Origin of the sequence: Actinobaculum sp. oral taxon 183 str. F0552, assembly GCF_000466165.1 — a bacterium.
Taxonomy (GTDB): Bacteria; Actinomycetota; Actinomycetes; order Actinomycetales; family Actinomycetaceae; genus Peptidiphaga.
Genome location: NZ_KE951405.1, coordinates 44,763 through 68,760 on the forward strand (window position 1 = coordinate 44,763; position 23,998 = coordinate 68,760).

Here is a 23,998-nt window from a genome sequence, read left to right on the forward strand (position 1 = left end):
ATAACTGGCACATACAATTTTGTACATGGTCAATATGAAATGACATGTCGTTTATGATGCTTCGACACCATTGTATGTATTTACAATACACAATTTGTATGCGAAACCATAAGCGTGTTTCATCTCGGAATTCTATTATGATTCAATGAATACATCAGTTCAATGAATAGACAACATTGTCTAGCAATTACCAAGAACGGATAACGACAATTACTCACATAGTGGAACATCCATACGTCAAATTAATGGTTAAAAGGTTACCAACGATGGATAGCGCGAAAGTAACCATTATACAATTTCCAATTTGCTTACTGGATGAACTGACTATGTGAATTTCCTATCGTTGTTTCACGTGAAACATAAACTATTGGAATTCACAAATTTTTGTCACACAATTTCTGAATTAATTCCCTAGTGTTGACATAATTAGTACCGTATACAAACTAAGCAGTAGTCAATGTCTAACACAACCACATTCAATTCAAGCGATATGAGCTAGACAAGTAAACGTATCAACAGCAAATGATTCGTTTCATAAACATCATCCTCTGGTGGTGATACATACCATGTTTCACGTGAAACCTTTTTCGTGGCGCCAATTAGTCGTGTGAAGGCGAACATATGACACTCATATTAGAGTGGTCATACAATAGGTTTCAATTGAATGAGAATTATGCGATGTGCATATACCATTTTAAATCATCAGTTGAAATGACCAACAATGATCGCCAGAACTAATTCTATTTCTTTCGGACTTCCAAGACTCTTGTCATTTCATTTGTTCCAAAAGGAATAACGTCATATACGTCTGCCCACGCTGCCCGAGTCTTCTTAAAAACATCAAATGCAGCGTTAATTTCTTCATCAACACGTAAACCTTTCAAAGTAAGCAAAGATCCAGATGATTTCAAAAGAGGCATAGTAAGAGGCAACAGTCTCCGTACAGAAGCAACTGCACGTGCAGTGACAATATCGGCTTGAATCACATGACTAAGCCGTTCAGCCCGTCCATGATAGATTTCGACATTGTCTAAACCAATCGCATCAACAACGTCATGGAGCCAGGCAGAACGTCGTTCCATTGACTCGACAAGAAACAAATTAAGATCGGGTCGAATTATAGCAATTACCATTCCTGGAAAACCCGCGCCCGTTCCGACATCAACAACAAAAGAACCATCTGGAATGAAATCAACAATAGCCGTCGAATTGAGAATATGTCGAGACCATAGGCGTCCTAGTTCGTGAGGTCCAATAAGTCCACGCAATTCACCTTCAGATATGAGCATTGTGGAAAATTTTTGCAATCTCTTCCATGCCCTATTTCCGAAACGTGAGGCCCCACCTTTAGGTGGAGCCTCACTACCGTCTGCATTCATCATGCTATTTCATGCTCCGATAGTAAAATTAAAAAAGTGAGCAAATGGATGGAATGCATCTAGCTTACGTCCTATTAATGGTTGTGAAATCAACTATCGATAACCGATTCATTGAGAACGGAATCGTCATCAGATTCATGTGACTCTACGTTACTATCTTCATTTTCATATGAACTTTCATCGGAAACGAATTCACCAGACGCCAGATCACTCGATCCGTCGATAGCAAAAGAACTAGTTACTTTTGGTGAATCACTGCCGTCTTCATTGGTTTCGCCCATAACCGCCGACCGTATTTCCGGTTGATCTGAATCATCAGTAGTTTCCTGTAAGACCGCATCGTCACCATCTTCACCTCCAGCAGAACTCTCTAATGAAGTCAAGGCGATAACTACGTGTCGGGACGAGCCTACACCTTCAGAATCGGAAACGACATTTGCGGCTGCTGCTATGTCATGAACGACTTTTCTTTCAAATGGATTCATGGGTGGAAGTGTCACCGATTCACCGTTCATGAGAACTGTCGCAATAGCTTCACGAGCAATTGCCGCAATTTCAGCACGATGTGCCTCTCGATAGCCCGCTATATCTAGCATAAGGCGACTACGTTCACCGGTTTTAGATTGAACGGCTAGCCTCGTCAATTCCTGAAGGGACTCTAGAACCTCACCGTTCCTTCCTATAAGACGCTTAAGCCGCCGATCTGCCGGACCGTCAGTCACCACGGCAACGGCAGCTCGTTCGGCCTCGACGCTGATTTCGATATCACCATCGAGGTCTGCGATATCAAGAAGCTCTTCAAGGTAATCAGCGGCTAGATCACCTTCCGCATCGAGCTTTTTGATCAATTCACTTCTTGAGCTGGGGATACTCATTATTTAACCTTTCCACAGCAAGAAAAATAGCTGTATCATGATTTTTAAAAGTTCCGCTTCTTCTGGTTTTGCTGAGCTCTTTTCTTTCTGTTCGCCTGCTTGGCCCTAGATCGCGCGCGTTCCGCCTGCCGGCGCTCATAGCGTTTACGCGCGCGTTCAGCGTCAGTAAGACCGTCTTTTCCGCGAACTTCGGCCGATTCAGAGGCCTCCTCCTGCTCCCCAGATTCATCAGCGTCCCGATCGGCTGGATGTGGTGAAACCAATGAATCGCCTGGACGAATCCCAGCTTTCTTTGCGCGTTCCTTACTCAGAGGCTGCACCCTCTGGCCGCCATTCTTTCTAGCTTCCTCAGCTTCGAGCTGCGCAATCTCATCACCACTCAGCCCTTCTCGCCTCCGCTTTTCCCGCAAACGCTTTTCACGTTCACGATAGGCTTGAGAACCAGGCGTCGGATTGTGTCGAATAAACCAGGCCTGTTGCCCCATATTCCAGATATTGCCAGCAACCCAGTAAACTAATACGCCAATTTGGAAAACACTTCCCATAAAAAGATAAACAACAGGCATTCCGTACATCATTATCTTTTGAGTACGAAACATAGGATTAGAAGAATCCATTGCTGAATCGGGCATATTTTTCATAGTTAATTGTCGCTGAGTGAAAAACATCGTGACACTCATAAACAAAACCAATACAGCGGCAACGATTCGAACATTAGTAGCGGCAGAACCAGCATCTTCAGCGACTCGGAACGAAGAAGACAATGGCGCGCCAAAAACTGTGGAATTCTCAAAATCCGTGGCGATTTGTTTCGTTATAGGACCCAGCGCTCCACGTTTGCCTTCAGCAATAGCAGGGAAAGCGTAAAGAACCCGATAAAGTGAAAATAAAATTGGCATCTGCACGAGCATAGGCAGACAAGAAGCAAATTGGGATGTGCCATGTTTACGATAAAGCGCCTGCAATTCTTCTTGCTGACGTCGCAACGAAACTTGATCACGCTTACCTTTGTATTTCTTCTGAATCTTTTTAATCTCAGGTTGCAGAATCTGCATCTGCCGTGATGATCTAATCTGACGATTATACAAAGGCAACACAAGAAGACGTACGACAACGGTTAGGCCGAGAATTGCCACAACCCAAGCCGGACCGGGGCCATCCGACATGCCAACGAAGGCCAGCACCTTGTGAATCAAGTTCATAATCCACGCAACAACCCACATAACCGGGGCAAGGATTGTATCCGTCATTCACGCCTCTTCTTTCAATCGTAGCGGGCAGATCCGCATAGTCGATCAAGCTTTGAGGAAAATAATGAAGCTCTCATGAGTGGCTTCGTGCTTTCCCTATTTCGTCCGCATCGCCTGAAGAAATATGATCCTCAGCGTCTTCATGCTCATACAGAGCATGAAGTTCGTCGCTATCCAGTGGTCGTTTAGGCCATTCTCCCTTCGGCGGTACTCGGTCCACTCCGCCTTTGCTCCACGGGTTACACCGCAGAATCCTCCACACACTCAGTAGTGTACCTTTAATGGCCCCGTGAATGCCGAAAGCCTCTATCGCGTACTGCGAACAGGTGGGCGCATATCGGCACCTCGGCGCAAAAGCAGGCGATACCCGACGTTGATAGAAACGAACGGGTGCCGCAAGAATTCGAGAGGCGAAGCTCATTGCCCACGTCTCCCCGCTTTATCCCGGGCGAGGGCGATGCACCGGTCCAAATCGGCTGCGAGCTGCGTCGACGTCGCCCCACGAGCCTGTGGAAAAACCCGTATCACAACCATATCTCCTGGGCCGAAATTATCAATTCTTATCCTGACGATGTGCCGGAGTTGTCTGTACAAACGATGCCGAACGACTGAATTTCCCACACTTCTCGGTATGATGAAGCCGACCTTCACCGGTCGAAGGTCGGCTCTGTTTTCCTCCCGATCACTGTCAATGGCTATGAGCAAACGAGAAGATCCACCGCGAGTTCCCTTGAAAGCCCGGGAAAACTCAGCCGAGTTCCGCATTCGGTTCTCGGCTGGAAGCAAGACTCAGGCGGACAGCGAAGCACGGCCTTTACGGCGTCGCGCAGAGACGACGGCGCGTCCAGCTCGGGTGCTCATACGCTTACGAAAGCCGTGTACTTTGGCCCGACGACGATTATTCGGTTGAAATGTCCGCTTGGTCACGGCTCTTCTCCCACGTTAGAACTGACACGAGGGTTAACCTCGCGGTTGGCAGGCACCTAGGAGGTGCGCAAATGACATATCGACTTTACGCGACATTCGACTGCCGGGTCAATGTGAGAATCTATCGGGTGACGGGAATCTCAGGCATAAGAATGAATGACATGGGTGTCATTCACCGCTTTCCACACGTGTGCATTTTCCGGCACCGCAGAGTTTGAGGCAGTTTCCCGGAATTCGGCCGGACGAATGACATCCGTGTAATTTCCACAGGTGTGGAGAAACCTGTGGATAACGTGTTATCACTATCCCCAGACGACTGTCTAGAATGGCTTCGGGCTTCGCACCGGAGGCACAGGCGGACGCCACACACAGTAGGAAGGGGCTCAATGAACGACAGCAATCCAGCCAAGGACGCATGGGTAGCGGCGGCAGAGTTGTTACGCTCCGACGGCTCGCTGTCAGATTCCCAGGAGGCATTCGTCCGCATGGCCTATCCATTGGCATGCGTCGACGAGATCTTCATGATCGCGGTCGGATCGGAATTTGTGAAGACCTGGATCGAAGAGCATGTCGCCAAAGCCATGACGGAGATGCTGTCTAACATACTCGGTCGTAACGTCCGACTGATGATTTCTGTAGATCCCAGCATCAACGATGTTCAACCTACCCAAACAACGAGTAATGCAGGCTTCACTACCAAAAACTTTCATTACTCTGAAAAAGAAGAAATACCTACAAAAACCAAGTCTTCATATTCTTCTCCGGATAACTCCACCTCGGAAGGATTTTCGCTAGAAACAGACATAGAATCAACACAAAATAATAACCTAAACAAAATTGATAAAAACTATCAATCAGGTAAAGCACGTACAAATAATTTATCGAATAAAATTCATGGTCGACATGCGGTAACAAAAAAAACTTCAAGGCATAATTTGGAACTTATGGAAAGGATTCATGCAGCACGATTGAATCCTCGCTACACATTTGACAATTTCGTGATTGGTGACTCTAATAGATTCCCTACAGCCACGTCACTTGCTGTAGCGGAATCTCCAGGCACTACATACAATCCTCTTTTTCTATATTCCGACTCTGGAATGGGAAAAACGCATCTTATGCATGCCATAGGAAATTACGTGATAAATTTATTTTCTGGAAGTAAAGTTCGATATGTAAGCGCAGAAGAATTCACAAACGCTTTTATTAACTCCGTACGCGATGGAAAGCAAGCTGAATTTAAAGATCAATTCCGAACAGTCGATATACTTCTAATAGACGACATACAATTTATTGGCGGCCGTGATACGACTGTAGAAGAATTCTTTCATACTTTCAATGCTTTAACTAACTCTAACAAACAGATTGTAATTACTTCTGACGTTTCTCCTCATCTCCTTAATGGATTTGAAGAGCGTATGATATCACGCTTCAACTCAGGCGTAACTGCGAACATCGACCGACCTAACCTCGAGACCAGAATCGCCATTCTCGAGAAGAAAGCGGATTCGGATGGCTTCAACGTTCCGCGAGAGGTCAACGAATACATCGCAACTCATATGACGACTAATGTCCGCGAAATGGAAGGCGCCTTACGGCGTGTTACCGCTTTCGCCGACTTGTCCAAGCAAGCTATTACTCTTAAACTTGCAGAAATGATTTTAAAAGACTTAATTAATAATCCTGACTCCATAGAAATAACTGCTTCTCTTATAATGGCACAGACAGCACGTTATTTTGATATAAAAATTGAAGAAATGACTTCGGCAGATCGTAGTCGTATGCTTGTTACTGCACGTCAAATAGCAATGTATCTTTGCCGTGAAATGACTGATTTGTCTCTGCCAAAAATTGGTGAGCTTTTTGGAAAACGAGATCATACAACCGTTATGCATGCTTGCAGAAAAATTGATAAACAAATGGCTGAACGTCAGGTTACATATAATCAAGTCTCAGAGTTAACAAGTCGAATTAAACAAGCTGCTCAGCAGGCTCAAGGATAATCCACAGGTCATGTGCGTTTCCTTGTGCCCACTGCCTTCTGATCTGTGGAAAGGAAGAACTCAGGCTGTGGAGATTCCGAAGGCGAAAATGTCTCATCCACCGCAAAGCGAGGCTGTCCCCGTCAGAGTCCACACGGACTTGCACACGCAGAGAGCCCGACATTTCGGGGAAAGGGTCCGGTTTCCACAATATCCACACGGCCTACTACAGCCACCAACCTCTTTACCCTTGAAGTGCCATCGACCGGTCATGGACTCCGCAAGTGATTCGCCGGACTCCGGGGTCGACGAATCCGGCAGCATGAATGGGAAGGTCCCGACCTCGAGAGAAGAAGGCGAAGCCGATGTCCACAAAACCACGAGTCTCGCGTAGAGTGGTTATGCCCGCGCCTATGTCCGTGGGATCCGTCACTGTGTCAAGGAAAGAAGGTCACCCGTGAAGCTCAGGGTTGAGCACGACGTTTTTGCCGACGCCATTTCGTGGGTTGCGCATACCATTCCCTCGAGGCCGTCGCTTCCCGTGCTGGCCGGAATACGGATCGAGGCCTTCAAGGACGGCACGGTGGCGCTCAGTTCTTACGATCCAGACATAGCTTCACACGTCGCAATCGAGGCAGCGGTCAATGAGCCCGGCGAGATCCTCGTCCATGGGCGCCTTCTGGCGGATTTCGCTCGTGCACTTCCGAACAGGCCCATCGACATGCAAGTATCCGGTTCGAAACTCGAAGTGACATGCGGTTCCTCGCGTATTGTTATGCAGTCCATGCCTTTGGAGGATTATCCCGCCGCTCCGGACATGCCCGATCTGACAGGCGCCGTTGATGGAGCTTTGTGGCAAGAGGCGGTCGCACAGGTGGTTTCGGCTGCATCAAACGATGATACTCTTCCTCTCCTTATTTCGGTATGTATAGAAATCGAAGGAAGGCAAGTGTCTCTTATGGCCACAGATCGCTATAGACTTGCGGTGCGTGATCTCGAGTGGGAGCCGACTCGAGATGACGTGCAGGAGCGAATTCTTATACGGGCTTCGCGTTTGTCCGATATAGCCAAGTCATTGGGATCCGCTGGAAAGGTCGAGATTTCGGTCGGTGACGGCAATCGAGGGGGCGTCATCGGGTTTTCAGCGGCGGGACGCCAGAATGTCGCTCGTCTCATCGATGGCGATTATCCTCAGGTTCGCAATCTCTTCCCCTCGGATGTGAGCGGGTACGCCGTCGTCAATCGCCAGGAGATGCTCGACGCCATTAAGCGCGCTCGCCTCGTGGTTGAAAAGAATTCGGCGGTGCGGCTGTCCTTCAGCGAAGGACAGGTGATTCTCGAGGCCGGCCAAGGTGACAATGCGCAAACCAGTGAGGCGTTGGAGGCTACGCTTGCTGGCGAGGACATAGTCATGGCTTTCAATCCGGGCTTTCTACAGGAAGGATTGAGTTCGACGAGCGCTGAATACATTCGTTTGTCTTTCACAAATCCGTCAAAACCTGCTGTTCTGACTGCACAACGTGAAATAGGAAGTGACGATTCACAAGATTTTCGTTTGTTACTTATGCCTATTCGGACATATAATTCATAACGTTTTGAAAATATTCTCGGAGTCTCAAAATGTATTTGAGCGATTTAGCTTTAACTGATTTTCGTTCATACATTCAAACTCTTATTCATATTGATCCAGGTGTAGTAATTTTAATTGGTGACAACGGACAGGGAAAGACGAATGCAGTGGAGGCGATTACCTACCTTGCAACGCTTTCCTCGCATCGAGTTTCCTCGGACGCAGCCCTTATCAGACAAGGCGCCAAGGCTGCCGTCATCCAAGCGAAAGTTCTGCATGGGCAGACACCGACGACTCTTCAGGTCGAGATCCGCTTCGGTCGGGCCAATCGTGCGCGCATCAACCGCGGACAGGTGCGTCCGGCAGAGATACTCGGAATCGTCAAGACGGTCGTCTTCGCTCCCGAAGATCTCGAACTGATTCGCGGTGATCCCAGTGCCCGCAGAGCTTATCTGGATTCGATCATGGTGCAACTCCGCCCCAGACTCGCCGGAGTGAGGACCGAATACGAGAAGGTCATGCGACAGCGCGGAGCGTTGTTGAAGTCCATTGGAGCAGCCCGACGTCGTGGCGCTTCGATCAACTCGAGTTCTCTAGACGTGTGGGATCTTCAGCTGGCGCGGTTGGGGGCCCAGATCACGGCGGCACGCGCCGACATCGTCTCCAAGCTGCGGCCTCACGTCGACCGGTATTACCGCGAGCTCTCGAATGGGTCCCTCATGGCTCGCATCGACTATCGCGCTAATGCGAGTCAAGGGCATTTCGAACTTCCGACGCCTGAAAATCTTTCGGACGCGGAGTCGATAGCCGCCATTGAAAAGCACGAAGGAGAACTCGCCGATGCCGATTTCGCCGAAGTTCGGTTGATCGCTGAGCTCTCCGAACGGCGCGAGGCTGAAATGCAGAGGGGTGTCAATCTGGTTGGCCCCCATCGGGACGATCTCGCCTTAACGCTCGGTTCGCTCCCCGCTAGGGGGTACGCCTCGCACGGGGAGTCGTGGAGCTACGCTTTGGCGCTCAAACTGGCCGCATGGGAAATTCTACGCGCTGACGTTTCGGGTGAATGGGCTGAGGACGGCGAGCCCATTCTCATCCTCGACGACGTATTCTCCGAACTCGATGCGGGTCGTCGCGAACGCCTCGCCGGCATCGTCTCTCGAGCTGGGCAGGTCTTCGTCACGGTTGCCGTCGGCAGCGAGCTTCCCGAGGGATTGAACGGACAGCGATTGCATGTCGCCGATGGAAAGATGAGTCTTCGGGTCGAGGGTGTCGCCGATGCCTGAGGGAGCGATCGCCGGAGCGCGGCGTCAAGCCCGTCGAGAGGATCTCCTCGCGTTGCGTCAACTCGACCGAGTTCGCGAAACGGCTTTCGCTCGGGGAGAGGTGCGGATTCGCCAGCCGCTGGCCTCACAGACGGATGACGGGTCGAACGATGGGGACGGTCAGGCCGCTGAAGAACCGATTGGCGACGAGGTGTGGACTCCTGGTCCCGGGTGGGGGGATGTGGGTTCCGGTCCGCGTCCCTCCAGACGCGATCCCCGTCCGATCGGACAGCTTCTTGGACGTTTCGTGCGCGATCGAGGGTGGACGCAGCGGCTTGAAGTCGCCTCCGTCGTCTCCCGGTGGGATGAAATCGTCGGTCCGACTGTTGCCAGGCACTGCACTGTCGAGGAATTCGCCGAGGACGGAACTCTGACCCTGAGAACCTCGTCGACGTCGTGGGAAACGCAGATTCGAGCCCTTCTCGCCACGCTCGAGACCACGCTTGCGGAGGAAATCGGTGAAGGCGTGGTGAAGAGAATCGTCGTCAAGGGTCCCGCGCTTCCGAATTGGAAACATGGACGGTTTTCCGTTCCCGGCAGAGGCGTGCGAGACACTTACGACTGACCTCCATGTTGTATTTGATATATTTAAATAGTTTAAAATAAATTTAAATGTGAACTATGGGGTGAATAATGGGTGTATTGTGCGAAACTGAGGGGGCTAGTGGGAACTGTAACCTGCCTAACAATGCGGCGTAGGAGCCTGGGCAACCTGAGAATTCTCTGATGTGCGGTAGAATTGCCGAAGCCCCCATCCGTGTGGGGACCTACGACAGCGAGGTAGGACCGCCTGAGAACGACCTCGTGAACTCGAGTTTGAAGGAGTCGCCAAGCGTGACAGCTGACGAGACGCATGCTCAGTCCGAAGGAGAAGAGGAGAAGTCCACCTCGGTGGACAAAGTCTCCGATGAACAATCGTACGACGCCTCGTCGATTACGGTTCTCGAAGGTCTCGAAGCTGTGCGCAAACGTCCCGGCATGTACATCGGGTCGACCGGTGAGCGCGGCCTTCACCACTGCGTATACGAAGTCGTGGACAATTCTGTGGATGAGGCCCTGGCGGGATACTGCGACCACATCGAAGTGACGATCTTGGCTGACGGCGGCGTGCGCGTGCGCGACAACGGCCGCGGGATTCCCGTCGGCGACCATCCAACCGAGCATCGTCCTGCAGTCGAAGTCGTCATGACGATCCTCCACGCGGGAGGGAAGTTCGGCAACGGCAGTTACGCCGTTTCGGGCGGATTGCACGGCGTCGGCGTCTCCGTGGTCAATGCGTTGTCGAGCCGCATGGAGACCGAAGTCTGGCGTGACGGCTACGTATGGCGGATCTCCTTTGAAAACGGCGTGCCGACCGGTCCTCTTCGGCGAGGCGAAGCCACCGATGAACATGGGACGAGTCAAACGTTCTGGGCGAACCCCGAGATCTTCGAGACGGTCGACTACGATTTCGAGACGTTGCGCAAACGTTTTCATCAGATGTCCTTCCTCAATAAGGATCTGCGCATCACTTTGATCGATGAACGGCCGACCGCCACCGCGGAAGGCGACGAGGTCACCGGAAAGCCCGACGGCGCCGATGACCCGGAGAGCGGACGGCGCGAAGTCTCCTACATGTATTCGGGAGGATTGTTCGACTACGTCAAACATCTCAACGCTCGCAAGAAAGTGGAGGTCGTACATCCCGACGTCATCTATTTCGAGGCGGAGGATCAAGCGAAGCAGATCCAGTGCGAAGTGGCGATGCAATGGACGTCGGCTTACTCCGAAACCCTCAATACCTTCGCCAACACGATCAATACGACCGAAGGCGGCACTCACGAGGAGGGATTTCGATCAGCTCTGACCTCGGTGATCAACAAATACGCGCGTGACAAGGGCCTGCTCAAGGATAAGGATCCCAATCTCTCAGGCGAGGACATCCGCGAGGGATTGACGGCGATCATCTCCGTCAAGCTCGGAAATCCCCAGTTCGAGGGCCAGACCAAGACCAAGCTCGGCAACACCGAGGCGCGTACCTTCGTCCAACAGCAGGTCTATGCTCATCTGACCGACTGGCTCGACATGCATCCAGGTGAAGCCAAGGAGATCGTTCGCAAATCGTTTCAGGCCTTCGCAGCTCGCGCGGCGGCCCGCAAGGCCCGTGAAGCCACTCGCCGCAAGAGCGTCCTCGAATCGGCGTCGATGCCGGGTAAGCTTAAGGATTGCACGTCCCGCAATCCCGAAGAGTGCGAGATCTTCATCGTCGAGGGCGACTCGGCGGGGGGATCGGCCGTCAACGGGCGGGATCCCGAGCACCAGGCGATCATGCCGATTCGCGGGAAGATCCTCAACGTCGAGAAGGCGCGTCTGGACCGTGCTCTGTCCTCCGAAGCGATCCAGGGTCTCATCACGGCCTTCGGAACAGGCGTCGGCGAGGAATTCGACATGGCGAAACTGCGATACCATAAGATCGTTTTCATGGCCGACGCAGATGTCGACGGCTCCCATATCGCAACTCTTCTTCTGACACTCGTCTACAGATACATGAGGCCGCTCATAGAAAGCGGTTACGTCTACCTCGCCATGCCTCCCCTCTACCGCATCAAATGGACGAATGCTTCCCACGACTATGTCTTCTCCGATCGAGAACGCGATGTCAAGCTCGAGGAGGGAAAAGTTAAGGGATATCGTTTGCCTAAAGATGAAAGCCAGCGCGTACAGCGTTATAAGGGGCTAGGCGAAATGAACGCCGAGGAATTGTGGGATACGACCATGGATCCCATTAAACGGACTCTCAAGCAGGTATCCATAGGCGAAGCTGCTGCAACCGACGAAACCTTCTCGGTGCTCATGGGAGAAGATGTTGAATCCCGACGCAGCTTCATCCAGCGTAACGCACACGACGTTCGATTCCTCGACATCTAAGGCAGGATTCCAGTGAGCGAAGAACAGACCGCCGGATACGATCACGGGCGTATTGCGGAAGTCGACCTCCAGCGGGAGATGGAGAAGTCTTATCTCGACTACGCCATGTCCGTCATCGTCGGACGCGCCCTCCCCGACGTGCGGGACGGCCTCAAGCCCGTGCACCGGCGGGTCCTCTACGCGATGTACGACGGCGGATACCGGCCCGACTCCTCCTTTTCGAAGGCTTCGAAGATCGTCGGCGATGTCATGGGCAACTATCATCCCCACGGCGATGTCGCCATCTACGACACTCTGGTGCGGCTGGTTCAGCCCTGGTCGATGCGCTACCCGCTCGTGGCCGGCCAGGGGAACTTCGGCACGCCGGGCGACCTCGGTGCGGCGGCTCCGCGTTACACCGAGGCGCGCATGGCACCCCTCGCGATGGAGATGGTGCGCGACATCAAGGAGAACACCGTCGACTTCGAACCGAACTACGACGGTTCGCTCATGGAGCCGACTGTTCTGACAGCTCGTTTCCCGAATCTCCTCGTCAACGGTTCGGAGGGAATCGCCGTCGGCATGGCCACCCGCATCCCGCCTCACAACCTGCGCGAAGTCGCCGATGGCGTCCAATGGTACCTGACCAACCCGGATGCCAGCAAGGAGGAGTTGCTCGCAGCTCTCATGCGCCGGATCAAAGGACCGGACTTCCCCACGGGTGCGCTGATTCTGGGAACCCGCGGCATCGACGACATGTACCGCACCGGCCACGGTTCCATCACCCAAAGAGCGGTCGTCGAAGTGGACGAGATTCAGGGCCGCCAGTGTCTCGTCATCTCCGATCTGCCCTATCAGGTCAATCCCGATCGCCTGCTCGACAAAATGGTCGAGGGCATCAAGGACGGCCGTCTGCCGGGCATCGCCGACATTCGCGACGAGACCTCCGGGCGGGCCGGCCAGCGCATCGTCGTCGTGCTGAAGAAAGACGCCGTCGCCAAGGTCGTGCTCAACAACTTGTACAAGCACACTCAGCTTCAGAACAACTTCCCGGCTAATATGCTGGCGCTCGTGGACGGCGTGCCTCGCACGCTCTCCCTCGACGGATTCGTCCGCCATTGGGTTGCCTTCCAGATGGAAGTGATCTTGCGGCGCACGCAGTACCGGTTGGCGGAGGCCCTCAAACGCCTTCACATCCTCGAGGGGTATCTCAAAGCCCTCGACCAACTCGACGCCGTCATAGCGCTCATCCGCAGATCGCCGACGGTCGATGCGGCACGCACCGGCCTCATGGAGCTCCTGGATATCGACGAGGACCAGGCCAATGCCATCCTCGAGATGCAGCTTCGCCGTCTGGCGGCTCTCGAACGGCAGAAGATCGTCGACGAGTACGAGGAGAAGGCCGCCCTTGTAGCCGACTACAAGGACATCATCGCCAAGCCGGGAAGGCAGCGCGCCATCATCGGTGAAGAGCTCGGTGCGATCGTCGATAAGTACGGAGACGACCGGCGTACGACTATTCTCCCCTTCGACGGCGAAATGCGGGTCGAAGATCTCATCCCCGAGGAAGACGTTGTGGTGACGATCACGCGCGGAGGGTTCATCAAGCGCACGAAGGTCTCCGAGTATCGCGCTCAGCATCGCGGTGGGAAAGGGATCAGAGGGGCTTTTCTGCGCGGTGACGATGTCGTCCAGCATTTCGGAGTCGCTTCGACGCACGCATGGCATCTGTTCTTCACTAATTTGGGCAGAGTCTATCGGATCAAGGGATACGAACTGCCTGAAGCCGGACGCGATGCTAAAGGTCAGCATATCGCCAATCTCCTCGCATTCCAGCCAGGCGAGACGATCGCTTCGACGATCACCCTCAAAGACTACGATCAGGCGCAGTACCTCGTGCTCGCCACGGCCGATGGACGGGTGAAGAAGACTCGGCTGACCGAGTACGATTCTCCGCGCGCAGGCGGTCTCATCGCCATCCGGCTGCGCGAACACGAGGATGGCACGACCGATCAAGTGGTCGCTGCCTGCCTCGTCAATGAAGGCGATGATATGTTGCTCGTCTCACGGAAAGGCATGTCGCTGCGGTTCACCGGCACAGACGCTGCCCTGAGGCCGATGGGGCGTCCGTCTTCGGGTGTTATGGGAATGAAATTCCGCGGTGATGATTCGCTTCTGACGATGGACGTCGTGCGCGACAACTCCGAAGTGTTCGTTGTGACGGAAGGAGGTTTCGCCAAGCGCACATCCGTCGCCGAATACCGCGTGCAGGGACGCGCAGGGCTGGGCGTCAAAGTCGCCAAACTCACGGCCGAGCGCGGCGACCTCGTCGGTGCGCTCATCACCGAGGGAGAGGATGTGCTCGTCATCATGGCCTCCGGCAAGGTGATGCGAGCTTCCGTTGACGAGGTGTCCAGGACGGGTCGCAACACTCAAGGTGTGACCTTCGCCAGACCTGACGACGGCGACAGGATCATCGCCATCGCCCGCAACGTCGAGAGCACGCTGGATAAGGAGGGAATCGGGCAGGAGAGCGCGCCTGTGGGAGCCGAATCGAGGGTCGATGCGACGTCCGCCGGCGGGCAGTCTCCGAGAGGGGAAAGCGGCCTTCGGGAAGACGCGGCCGGCTTCGACACGGTAGCCTTTGATGTAGCGGATGCGGCTGAAGGTGCATCCGATGATGAAGTTACGGAGTAGTAGATGAGCCAGACCCAGGCGCCTGCAGGCGCTCCATCGCGTCCGAAACCGGCGGCGCCGAGCCCAGCGAAAGATGAGGATGCCGGGCCCAAAAGGCCGGTGGGCATTCGCCGTGTCAAGATGACCATCTCTAAGGTCGATCCGCTTTCGGCCCTGAAACTGGGCTTCCTCAGCTCTGTGGCCATCGGGATCATGATCGTCGTGGCGATGATGTTCCTCTGGTTCGTCCTCGATTCCATGCACGTTTTCAGCGAGATCCAGAAACTCCTCGACACGCTCAACTCGGAGAGTCTGCTCCAAGTCGGCAAGTATCTGCAGTTCAGCCGGTGGATGAGCTTTGCCGTGATCGTCGCCATCATCGACATTGTGCTGTTCACGGCCCTGGCTGCCGTCAGCGCGCTCATATACAACCTCATCGCTTCGCTCGTGGGAGGCTTGCGAATAACAGTGACCGACGAATAACGAGGGAGACCCCGCCCCGGTTCCGGATCAACGGACGGCATTCAGGTGAAGAGACCGAATCGGCTGGCAGGCCGACTGGACACTGGAATAACGGTAGGGTAATCTAAATCGGCACCCAAGGGGTGCGAGGGCCTATAGCTCAGTCGGTTAGAGCGCATCCCTGATAAGGATGAGGTCGCTGGTTCGAGTCCAGCTAGGCCCACGGCAACTTTGGAGGGAGACCATGAAGAAGTTCCTGTTCGTACTGACGGCTGCAGCTGTCGGGTATGTCGCATGGATCGAGATTCAGAAGAAGGGTCAAGATCGGGCTGTTTGGCAGGAAGTCACGGACCCGGTGGACTGACGAGCCCGCATGGTCGGGCTGCCGATGAGGGGCCGACGCTCCCACGGCCATTCGGGGCTATGGCGCAATTGGTAGCGCACCTGCTTTGCAAGCAGGGGGTTACGGGTTCGAGTCCCGTTAGCTCCACAACTTCCTTTGCAATGCATATGCCGATTTTTTATCGGTAGTGAACGGTCTTCGTCGCTAGGAGACGTTTCCGTTTCCACGTGAGTGGAATCCCTATCTTGAAAGAGTCCTTTCGCCTGCCGAAGGTGAAGCTGCCGCAAGGTGCTCGACCTCTCCCCGGCGGGCCGCATCGCAACCCCCGACGAGATCGGGGCGTTGGCCGAGTTCTTCATGGAGCCCTCCGCCGGCTTCATCACCGGGATCGACGTGCTCGCCGACGGTGGCACCACGGCCGCCTATTGGCATGGAGACCTGCGCTATCTTCGGGAGAACTGGTCGAAGTCCTAAGAAGCCGAGTCGATCGGCGACGAAGCGACCATCGCTCCCACTCGCGGCCGATCGAGAGATCGGTGGACTTGCGTGATGGCATGGCGGGTTATGATCGTGGAGTCCGCATTCAGAGGTCCACAGAAAGGGGCTCAGATGGCTGAAACGGCAAGCGAGCGTGATCGGCTGACACGCTGGACAGTCGTAGGCGCGGCGGCGGGGTACGCTTGAGAAGTCCCTCCCGCACTCGCCGATGTCGATCCCGGTGTTCTGGTGGTTTCGTGACAGAGACCGCGTCGGAAGACGGCGCCCATGCTGTGACGGACCGCAATGGCGGACTCCGCGACAGACTGTCCATTGGGCTGATGTGCTTCGCGGCCATCGTCTACATGAGCGTGGTCGGTGAGATCCTTGCGGGGCGGCCATTGGACATCCGCGCTTCCTACCTCTCCGAATTGGCGGCACGCCAGCAGTCCACTGGACAGTGGTTTCGCCTGGCCGACCTTGTCAGCAGTGCCGTCGTAGTCGTGGCGACCACTCTGCTGATCAGCATTCGCGGACGGTGGCGGACATGGCGGCTGAGTCAAAGGCTTTTGGCTATCGGACTGTACGCATTCGGCGTTGCGACGATCATCGACAGTACGCTCACGCCTCTGGACTGCGCGATATCCCTACCCGAATGCCGAGCTCAGATTGCGGCCGGGACCATGGGCCAGACCGAATGGCTGCACAATGTCAGCAGCGGAACCGCAGGGGTGGGTATAGCTCTGTTTGCGGCCTCTCTGTTGTTGATAACTGTGCGAAGCTGGAGGATGTGTGAGAAAAGGATCTTATTGGCATGCGTCATTGCGGCGATGGTCGTGCTTCTTCTGTCACTCGCGCTCTTGGTGGTCTCCGAAGCGTTCGGCTTCGCGCCCCTCGGCATCGTTCAGCGTGTACAAGTGGCGTTGAGTTGCCTTGCAATAGCGCTTGCTCCACTGCCGTTAGTCATGAGGGGTTAAAAATGTGGTTGATTCTTCCTGGATGGGGACTAGCTCCCGATGACTACGCTTCGCTCGCGAAAGGTCTGGGATCGGACGCGAACGTCGTCGATTCATGGCGAACGCCGACCACTGGAGACATATCCGCGGTTCGTGCAGCGCTCGGAGCCGATGACTCCGAGATTGATCTGATCGGCCATTCGATCGGCGGCCTCGCCGCAGTGGAATGGGTTCTGCGCTACCCCGAACAGATCGGCCGCCTAGTCCTCCTCGACCCGACGACGCCCCGCAGGCGGGCAGCCGAACGGACGGCGTCATACCGGGCGGCGTTCGCAGGCCGAACACAGCGGGGGCGTCGTTTGATCGGTGCCGTCGGTGCAGCCGCATCCCCAGTGGGCAAATCTCTGCGACGCGCCGGGATTCGACTGGCAACGAAAAATCCGGACAGCCTGCCCTCCGTGGAGGCGGACGCACGGTATGGGACGGCCGAGGCTTGGAGGCTTCTCGCGAACCAACTGTATGAGAGCCGAGAGCAGGAGGGTCGAGTGGCACGCCTACTGGCTGCGCGCACGTCGACGTCGCAGATGCCGCCTGCCGTTCACTTGGTCGGGGCCGGCTCGAGGACCACCCAGCGCAGGTTCCTGAGAGCACAGTGGGAGCTGTCCCAGCGTCTACCCACCCACATCGTGATGTTGCCCGGGCAGAATCATCTGTTCCCCGTGACTCGCCCGGATCTGGTACTGCACCACATCGAGCGGATGTGAACGATCGGCGCGGCACAGTGCGATCTCTCCGGCGGCGTGACTGCTCACGGCTTTCCCGTGTGCGCGCTCGGACGGACGAACGGGAAAGCCAGCGTTTCACGAATGGGGGCGCCCAGCAGGAACATCGCAATGCGGTCGATGCCAAGACCCAGCCCCCCGGTTGGGGGCATGCCGAACTCCAGAGCCGACAGGAACTCCTCGTCGACTTCCATGGCTTCCGGGTCGCCGGCGGCCGCGCGCAGAGACTGCTCGGTGAGTCGCTGTCGTTGATCGACCGGATCGGTCAGCTCCGTGTAGGCGGTTCCGAGTTCCGTGCCGAAGGCCACGAGATCCCACCGCTCGGCCAGCAGTGGATTCCTGCGATTCCGGCGGGTCAGCGGTGAGGTCTCCACGGGAAAGTCTGTGTAGAACGTGGGTTCCGTTGTATGGGGCTCGACGAAGTCGTCGTAGAGTTCGGTGACAAGGTCGCCAGACGTCATCGACATCGTATAGTGGACTGCGTGCTCACGGCAGAGATCCTGTAACTGCGCAAGCGGCGTGTCCGGCGTGATCTCCACGCCTATCGCCTGCGAAACGGCCTCGTGAACGGTGAGAACGCGCCATGTGCCGTCCAACCTGAGCGAAGTCCCATCCGGCCTCGGCACAACAGGCTGCCCGTGAATGGCCTGAGCTGCAGCGCACACCAGTTCCTGCGTCAGTGTCCGCATGCTGGTGTAATCCCCGTAAGCCTGGTAAACCTCCAAAGAAGTGAACTCGGGATTGTGCGTGGAATCGGCGCCTTCATTGCGGAAGTTCCTGCCGAGCTCGAACACCCTGTCGAGGCCCCCTACGCACAGACGTTTCAGATACAGCTCCGGCGCGATCCGCAGGGTGAGGTCGACGTCGTAGGCGTTGATGTGCGTGGTGAAAGGACGCGCATTGGCACCTCCGTGCACGCGTTGGAGAATCGGAGTCTCGACCTCGACGAACCCGTGTTCCGTCAGCTTCTCACGAATGGCGCGGATCGCCGTGCTGCGGGCGAGCAATCGCCTCCGCGCCTCGTCGTTGAGCGCCAGGTCCACCTGGCGCAAGCGTATCCGAGTCTCCGGATCGCGCAACCCCAGATGCTTGTCGGGCGGCGGGGCGAGGCATTTCGCCGCCATCGTCCATGATTCGACATGCACGCTCAATTCTCCCGAACGGCTTAGGCACACCTGACCCGTGACGCTCACCAGATCTCCTCGATCCACGGTGGTCCGCCACAGCTCCATTCCCGCCGAGGGCCGGTCGAGCGTGAACATGATCTGACGTTCTTCACCCCCTTCCCGCAGGTCGGCGAAGAGGACACCGCCGTGGTCTCGCATTCGCACGACCCGCCCGACCACTGACACCGTCCGGGAATCGCGATGCACTTGTGCCAGCGAGACTGTGCGGGGAACGTCGGGAGGGTATGGGTCCATGCCGATGTCCGCGAGCCGAGCGAGCTTGTCCAATCGAACCCGTTGCTGTTCGGTTAGACGCCGCCCCGGAAGAACAGGCGTGAACAGAGCCTTTTCCTGTGCGAGAACGGCATCGGCAAGCTGGGCGGCGGTTTCAGGACGATCGAGTTGAGCGGCACGCGAACGCCGGCGAAAGAGACTCGGGAGTTCTGGTATGAAGCCTTCCGCTTGCAACACGGCTGCCAGCACCTGGGTGAGCTGGGCGGTGCTGTCGTAGCAGAGCAAGCGCGGACGCCACCTCGGGCGGTATTTCTCGTTGGACTGGTAGAGCGAATGCAACTGCCACCAGCGAGATGCGAAAACCAGGAGCTTGCGATTGAGACGTTGCAGCGGCGAGGCGCCGATTCGCGCGCCGCGAGCGAATGACTCCCGGAACATGGCGAAATTCAGGGAGATCTGGGTGACTCCGAGTTGGTCCGCCGCGGCGATGAGTTCGGTGACCATCAGTTCGGTGACACCCGATATCGCCTCGGGAGAGCGACGCATCAGGTCGAGTGATAGATCGCGACGCCCCCAGGGAACGAAGGAGAGAAGGCCGCACACGCGACCGGAGCAGTCGTGGGCGGTGACGATGACCGTTCGAGCGTCCCGAGCATTGCCCAGGCGTCCCGACGCCATGCTGAAGCCGCGTTCCGGCCCGCCGCGGCGCCATACGTCGGCCACCGCAATGAGCTCGGCGAGTTCTTGCCGCGGTATGTCGGCCTGACGCCGCACCTGCACCCGATAGCCGGCGTTCACCGGCCCCGCCACCGCTTTGCGCACGGAACGCAAGCTCGCGCTGCCCAAACGGAAGTCCGAGACTTCGATGACCGCTTCGTCTCCGAGCATCATGGGGTGCAGACCTGCCGCTCGGTAGGCGTGGGCAGCGCTTTCCCCCACCGACACGGCGGCGGGCACCCAGCCGTAGGCGCGGGCGTGCTCCAGCCACTTGGCGATCGCCGCGGGCCATGAGCGGCGGTCTCCGATGGGATCGCCGGCCGCCAGGCATACGCCGAGGATCACCCGATAGGAGATCGCTGCCCGGCCGTCGGGCGAGAATACGGCTTGCCTGTCGTCGCGAGTGGCGAAGTACCCGAGTGAATCGGATGGCTCAGTCGTCAATAGCAGCCGGCGAATCGCGAGTTCATCGTTCTGGTCCTGTTGAGCGTCATGCGGAGCCGCTCGAAGGAAGACGACGGTGGCCGCGATCAACGTCAGAGCGGATATTATCTCTGAGCCGATCTCCACCCAGTGATAGCCGGCGATCGTGCTGCGAAAAGGCGGATCGGACGGTGACAATCCGAGGGCGACGGAGACGCTCCAGCTGATTGCGCTGCGTAGGCGAATCCGCCCGATGGTCGAAAACTCGAGAGCGGAGAATGCGAAGAGAGCCGATGCGGTGAGGCCGAAGACGATGATGCCTCCGGCTCTGCGCCAGGCCCCGGGCGCCAGGCGCGCAGGGAAGGCGCTGCGCATCCATATCCCGAGGATGATGAACAGTATGGCGAGGATCGTCGAGGCGATGAGAATCGGCTGGTCCCCGACGGCGACGGTTTTGCCGCCGAGTCGTGGATACAGGAAAATCAGGATGCCCGCCACGGCGGACAGCACCAGAGACAGCCCCTGCCAGAGGATCACCGACATCCAGAGGGCCGGACGCTGCCGTCGAAGCAGGCCCAAAGCGATCAAGGTGAGGAGGAGAAAGGAAACGATGCTCGGGTACGAAGGGATGTTCGTGACGTTCAGCAGACGAGAGGACTCGAAGACGAAAGCCGGAGCGGAGTACTCCAGCATCAACGCAACGAACTGCCATATCGCATAGGCGAACACAAGACGGCCGTACCACGTGGCGGCCGCCTCTTTCCGCGTTGCCGCCGCGGTGCGATTCTTCGTACGTTCGGACCTGTACTTCGACCGGAAACGCATCCCTAAAACTCCACACTTTCTGCGAACGACCGCATGGTCGATCCCGCTGACACTTCCATCCGGCGTATTCTCCTCTTCCGAAGGATTCGCCCTGTTCGTCGGAATGCTCTACGGCGCCAGCCGTTCCCGTACCCATGCCCCGTCGTCGAGCCGGTACCGGATGCGATCATGCAGTCTCGACTTGCGGCCTTGCCAGAACTCCCAGGTTTCGGGGATCAGGCGATACCCGCCCCAGTGCTCCGGTCTGGGCGGTTTCAGGCCGTATGTAGCCGCCGCTCGGGCTGCGGCGGCCACAAGCACGGCACGGGAGGCGATCACGTGCGACTGCGGAGATGCCCACGCGCCCAGCCTCGAATCCAAAGGACGCTCGGCGAAGTATGCGTCTGACTCTTCCGAACTCACCTTGCCCACCGTGCCTTCGATGCGCACCACCCGTTCCAGTTCCACCCAGTGGAACTGGAGGGCTGCGTATGGATTGTTCTGAAGATCCCGGCCTTTTCGCGACTCGTAGTTGGTGTACCAGACCAGTCCGCGCTCATCGACTTCTTTGACGAGCACCACACGAGTGGAAGGACGTCCGTCCGCTCCGACAGTGGCGAGCGTCATAGCGTTCGGCTCGGGTATCCCGGCTTTCTCGGCCTCGACGAACCACCGCTCGAACAGCGCCAACGGAGCGGATGTCGTCTCATCCTCACTCAGATGGCCCTGTTCGTAGCTTTTACGCAGATTGGCCAGTCCCTTCATGGAGTTCACCTTAGCCCGGCCGCGGTGGGAGACGGAAGCCGGACTATTGCCCCCGCGCAAACGATGGGTTAGGGTACACTTGTGCGCACAAGCTCAGTTCGATGTCGCTGGGTTATAGCGCTGCGGGAAACGACTGCGATCGGATGATCCTTCGCGGTTCTTGCCTTCCCGATGGCTTGCCTCGCACACGCGTTCGGCGAAAGTTGGACTCAGGGGCGATGCGTGCTGTCGATCTGCTGCGAGCTGGCGATCCACGGCCCGGTGCTCCGGGCTGGCTTCCTCTATATCGGGTCTCGTTTAGGTGACCTATATTTTCACATAGGAGCATAAAGTTGACTTTTAAAAATAGTGTTATTTATCAAATTTACCCTAAATCCTTTAAAGATTCTACAGGCGATGGTATCGGAGATCTACGTGGAATCATCGATAATATTCCCTATATAGCTTCTTTAGGGGTGGATTACGTCTGGTTCAACCCCTTCTTCCCCTCACCGCAGCGGGACAACGGCTACGACATATCCGACTACTGCTCCATCGATCCGGCGATGGGAACTATGGAGGACTTCGACGAACTCGTCGCCGCTTTGGAGTCTCACGGCATCGGCGTGATGCTGGACATGGTCCTCAACCATACGTCCACCGATCACGAATGGTTCCAGCGAGCCCTGGCGGGGGAGAAGAAATACCAGGACTACTATTACATTCGTCCACCGCAGCCTGACGGTTCGCTCCCCACCAATTGGGTTTCCAAGTTCGGAGGCCCCGCCTGGGCGCCTTTCGGAGAAACGGGCGACTACTATCTTCACCTCTACGATCCCGCGCAGGCCGATCTCGATTGGCACAATCCCGACGTGCGCGCGGAAGCTGCCAAGGTCGTGAACTTTTGGCGGAACCGGGGCGTTCACGGTTTCCGTTTCGATGTCATCAACGTCATCGGGAAGGGCTCTCAGCTTCTCGACGCGCCGCTCGGCACGGACGATCGAAAGATGTACACGGACGGGCCGGACGTCCACGCCTACCTGCGCGAGCTCAACGAGGCCAGCTTCGGACGCGACGAAGACTCGGTGACCGTGGGAGAGATGTCCTCCACGAGCGTGGAGGCATGCGCGGGCTACTCCAATCCCGGCAACCACGAGTTGAACATGGTCTTCAGCTTCCACCACCTCAAGGTCGACTACGAGGACGGCGAGAAGTGGACGTCCACGCCCTTCGACCTGGCGGCTCTCAAGCGCGTCCTCAACGAATGGGCCGTAGGCATGCAGGAAGGGGACGGATGGAACGCGTTGTTCTGGAACAACCACGACCAGCCCCGCGCCATCAACCGATTCACCGACCCGGGGAGGTACCGCGTCGAATCCGCCACCATGCTCGCGACCGTCATCCATCTGCTCCGAGGGACGCCGTTCGTCTACATGGGCGAGGAGATCGGCATGACCGATCCGGATTACGAGACCATTTCGGACTACGTCGACGTCGAGGCGCATAACGCCTTCGCCTCTCTGATGGAAACTGGACGCAGCGAGCGGGAGGCCTTCGCCATCGTCCACGGGAAAGCCCGAGACAACGCTCGCACCCCCATGCAATGGGACTCCGGCCGGACGGCGGGCTTCACCAACGGAACGCCGTGGCTGCGCTCGACCAACCAGGCGCGGATCAACGTCGCCGACGAAGAAGCGGAAGGGCGAATCCTCCCTTACTACCGCCGCCTCATCGCCCTGCGCAAGGCACAGCCCGTCATCTCCCAGGGACGCTACCTACCCTACGCCATGGATCACCCCGAAGTCTTCGCCTATATACGCGAGCATGGTGGCCAAAGGCTGCTCGTTTTGACGAATTTCCGCGCCAAACAAGCCGAGATTGAAATTCCCCTCGACTTCACCGAAGGATCCATCCTCATATCGAACTATCCTGAACGTACGCTTGATAGCACTATACGACTAGAGCCATATGAAGCGCTCGCAATACTTATTTCCAATTAATAAAATACGAATATCCTGAAAGG

General features: G+C 56.2%; 20 protein-coding genes and 2 tRNA genes. 14 read left to right on the top strand and 8 right to left on the bottom strand.

The window, feature by feature from the left end; all coding sequences use genetic code 11:
• Window positions 1-740 precede the first annotated feature (740 nt).
• From rsmG to rpmH, 6 genes are all read right to left on the bottom strand, one after another.
• Window positions 741-1,382, bottom strand: a complete 642-nt coding sequence (rsmG, locus tag HMPREF0043_RS09960; protein ID WP_156897447.1) for a 16S rRNA (guanine(527)-N(7))-methyltransferase RsmG — start codon at window positions 1,380-1,382, stop codon at window positions 741-743.
• 86 nt (window positions 1,383-1,468) lie between these two features.
• Entirely contained in the window at window positions 1,469-2,254 is a 786-nt protein-coding gene (locus tag HMPREF0043_RS11920) for a R3H domain-containing nucleic acid-binding protein (protein ID WP_084431855.1), read from the bottom strand.
• A gap of 44 nt (window positions 2,255-2,298) precedes the next feature.
• Window positions 2,299-3,504, bottom strand: coding sequence for a membrane protein insertase YidC (gene yidC, locus HMPREF0043_RS00180; protein ID WP_021600700.1), 1,206 nt, complete (start codon window positions 3,502-3,504; stop codon window positions 2,299-2,301).
• A gap of 73 nt (window positions 3,505-3,577) precedes the next feature.
• A complete protein-coding gene (gene yidD, locus HMPREF0043_RS09970) occupies window positions 3,578-3,925 on the bottom strand; it encodes a membrane protein insertion efficiency factor YidD (protein ID WP_051317342.1) in 348 nt (115 codons plus the stop codon).
• The gene (gene rnpA, locus HMPREF0043_RS11925; RefSeq protein ID WP_156897448.1) at window positions 3,922-4,290 is read right to left on the bottom strand and encodes a ribonuclease P protein component; all 369 of its coding nucleotides are present in this window, start codon (window positions 4,288-4,290) and stop codon (window positions 3,922-3,924) included. Before rnpA ends, yidD begins: the two co-directional genes overlap by 4 nt.
• Before the next feature lie 3 nt (window positions 4,291-4,293).
• Entirely contained in the window at window positions 4,294-4,431 is a 138-nt protein-coding gene (gene rpmH / locus HMPREF0043_RS09975; protein ID WP_051317343.1) for a 50S ribosomal protein L34, read from the bottom strand.
• Window positions 4,432-4,817: 386 nt separating this feature from the next.
• On the opposite strand from rpmH, the gene dnaA reads away from it, so the two are divergent.
• The 13 genes from dnaA to HMPREF0043_RS11930 all read left to right on the top strand — a co-directional run bounded on the left by dnaA (window position 4,818) and on the right by HMPREF0043_RS11930 (window position 17,869).
• Window positions 4,818-6,434: a chromosomal replication initiator protein DnaA gene (gene dnaA, locus HMPREF0043_RS00185; RefSeq protein WP_040317470.1), complete on the top strand. Its 1,617-nt coding sequence runs from the start codon at window positions 4,818-4,820 to the stop codon at window positions 6,432-6,434.
• A 436-nt stretch (window positions 6,435-6,870) separates the two neighbouring features.
• Window positions 6,871-8,004 (top strand): DNA polymerase III subunit beta, encoded by a 1,134-nt coding sequence (dnaN, locus tag HMPREF0043_RS09980; RefSeq protein WP_021600704.1) that lies wholly within the window; start codon window positions 6,871-6,873, stop codon window positions 8,002-8,004.
• A gap of 29 nt (window positions 8,005-8,033) precedes the next feature.
• Window positions 8,034-9,266, top strand: coding sequence for a DNA replication/repair protein RecF (recF, locus tag HMPREF0043_RS00195; RefSeq protein ID WP_040317439.1), 1,233 nt, complete (start codon window positions 8,034-8,036; stop codon window positions 9,264-9,266).
• Window positions 9,267-9,318: 52 nt separating this feature from the next.
• Window positions 9,319-9,870, top strand: coding sequence for a DUF721 domain-containing protein (locus tag HMPREF0043_RS10410; protein ID WP_232205953.1), 552 nt, complete (start codon window positions 9,319-9,321; stop codon window positions 9,868-9,870).
• Between the two features lie 269 nt (window positions 9,871-10,139).
• Window positions 10,140-12,212 carry a DNA topoisomerase (ATP-hydrolyzing) subunit B gene (gene gyrB / locus HMPREF0043_RS00200; protein WP_051317344.1) on the top strand — a complete coding sequence of 691 codons (2,073 nt, stop codon included), beginning with the start codon at window positions 10,140-10,142 and terminating at the stop codon, window positions 12,210-12,212.
• 78 nt (window positions 12,213-12,290) lie between these two features.
• Window positions 12,291-14,888 (top strand): DNA gyrase subunit A, encoded by a 2,598-nt coding sequence (gyrA, locus tag HMPREF0043_RS00205; RefSeq protein ID WP_084431902.1) that lies wholly within the window; start codon window positions 12,291-12,293, stop codon window positions 14,886-14,888.
• Between the two features lie 120 nt (window positions 14,889-15,008).
• Window positions 15,009-15,350: a DUF3566 domain-containing protein gene (locus HMPREF0043_RS00210; protein ID WP_021600709.1), complete on the top strand. Its 342-nt coding sequence runs from the start codon at window positions 15,009-15,011 to the stop codon at window positions 15,348-15,350.
• A gap of 128 nt (window positions 15,351-15,478) precedes the next feature.
• Window positions 15,479-15,552, top strand: a tRNA-Ile gene (locus HMPREF0043_RS00215).
• Window positions 15,553-15,573: 21 nt separating this feature from the next.
• Window positions 15,574-15,693, top strand: a complete 120-nt coding sequence (locus HMPREF0043_RS11600) for a DLW-39 family protein (protein ID WP_232205954.1) — start codon at window positions 15,574-15,576, stop codon at window positions 15,691-15,693.
• 53 nt (window positions 15,694-15,746) lie between these two features.
• Window positions 15,747-15,819: transfer RNA gene (locus tag HMPREF0043_RS00220), tRNA-Ala, on the top strand.
• Window positions 15,820-15,960: 141 nt separating this feature from the next.
• Window positions 15,961-16,146, top strand: a complete 186-nt coding sequence (locus tag HMPREF0043_RS00225) for an SDR family oxidoreductase (RefSeq protein WP_021600710.1) — start codon at window positions 15,961-15,963, stop codon at window positions 16,144-16,146.
• Between the two features lie 260 nt (window positions 16,147-16,406).
• Complete coding sequence (locus HMPREF0043_RS00230; RefSeq protein ID WP_156897449.1) at window positions 16,407-17,126, top strand: DUF998 domain-containing protein; 720 nt, start codon at window positions 16,407-16,409, stop codon at window positions 17,124-17,126.
• A 2-nt stretch (window positions 17,127-17,128) separates the two neighbouring features.
• Complete coding sequence (locus HMPREF0043_RS11930) at window positions 17,129-17,869, top strand: alpha/beta fold hydrolase (protein WP_084431861.1); 741 nt, start codon at window positions 17,129-17,131, stop codon at window positions 17,867-17,869.
• A gap of 44 nt (window positions 17,870-17,913) precedes the next feature.
• On the opposite strand, the gene lysX is transcribed toward HMPREF0043_RS11930, so the two are convergent.
• Window positions 17,914-21,252: a bifunctional lysylphosphatidylglycerol synthetase/lysine--tRNA ligase LysX gene (lysX, locus tag HMPREF0043_RS00240; protein ID WP_021600713.1), complete on the bottom strand. Its 3,339-nt coding sequence runs from the start codon at window positions 21,250-21,252 to the stop codon at window positions 17,914-17,916.
• 108 nt (window positions 21,253-21,360) lie between these two features.
• Window positions 21,361-21,996: a pyridoxamine 5'-phosphate oxidase gene (gene pdxH, locus HMPREF0043_RS00245; protein ID WP_021600714.1), complete on the bottom strand. Its 636-nt coding sequence runs from the start codon at window positions 21,994-21,996 to the stop codon at window positions 21,361-21,363.
• A 332-nt stretch (window positions 21,997-22,328) separates the two neighbouring features.
• Here pdxH and treC point away from each other — a divergent pair, with 332 nt between their 5' ends.
• Entirely contained in the window at window positions 22,329-23,975 is a 1,647-nt protein-coding gene (gene treC, locus HMPREF0043_RS00250; protein WP_040317441.1) for an alpha,alpha-phosphotrehalase, read from the top strand.
• Window positions 23,976-23,998 lie beyond the last annotated feature (23 nt).

Bases quoted from the DNA above. Each gene is read 5' to 3' on its own strand.
- lysX (WP_021600713.1), bottom strand. From the start codon at position 21,252: ATGCGTTTCCGGTCGAAGTACAGGTCCGAACGTACGAAGAATCGCACC.
- dnaA (WP_040317470.1), top strand. From the start codon at position 4,818: ATGAACGACAGCAATCCAGCCAAGGACGCATGGGTAGCGGCGGCAGAG.
- HMPREF0043_RS11920 (WP_084431855.1), bottom strand. From the start codon at position 2,254: ATGAGTATCCCCAGCTCAAGAAGTGAATTGATCAAAAAGCTCGATGCG.
- HMPREF0043_RS00210 (WP_021600709.1), top strand. From the start codon at position 15,009: ATGACCATCTCTAAGGTCGATCCGCTTTCGGCCCTGAAACTGGGCTTC.
- recF (WP_040317439.1), top strand. From the start codon at position 8,034: ATGTATTTGAGCGATTTAGCTTTAACTGATTTTCGTTCATACATTCAA.
- pdxH (WP_021600714.1), bottom strand. From the start codon at position 21,996: ATGAAGGGACTGGCCAATCTGCGTAAAAGCTACGAACAGGGCCATCTG.
- yidC (WP_021600700.1), bottom strand. From the start codon at position 3,504: ATGACGGATACAATCCTTGCCCCGGTTATGTGGGTTGTTGCGTGGATT.
- HMPREF0043_RS11930 (WP_084431861.1), top strand. From the start codon at position 17,129: ATGTGGTTGATTCTTCCTGGATGGGGACTAGCTCCCGATGACTACGCT.
- rsmG (WP_156897447.1), bottom strand. From the start codon at position 1,382: ATGATGAATGCAGACGGTAGTGAGGCTCCACCTAAAGGTGGGGCCTCA.
- yidD (WP_051317342.1), bottom strand. From the start codon at position 3,925: ATGAGCTTCGCCTCTCGAATTCTTGCGGCACCCGTTCGTTTCTATCAA.
- gyrA (WP_084431902.1), top strand. From the start codon at position 12,291: ATGGAGAAGTCTTATCTCGACTACGCCATGTCCGTCATCGTCGGACGC.
- HMPREF0043_RS11600 (WP_232205954.1), top strand. From the start codon at position 15,574: ATGAAGAAGTTCCTGTTCGTACTGACGGCTGCAGCTGTCGGGTATGTC.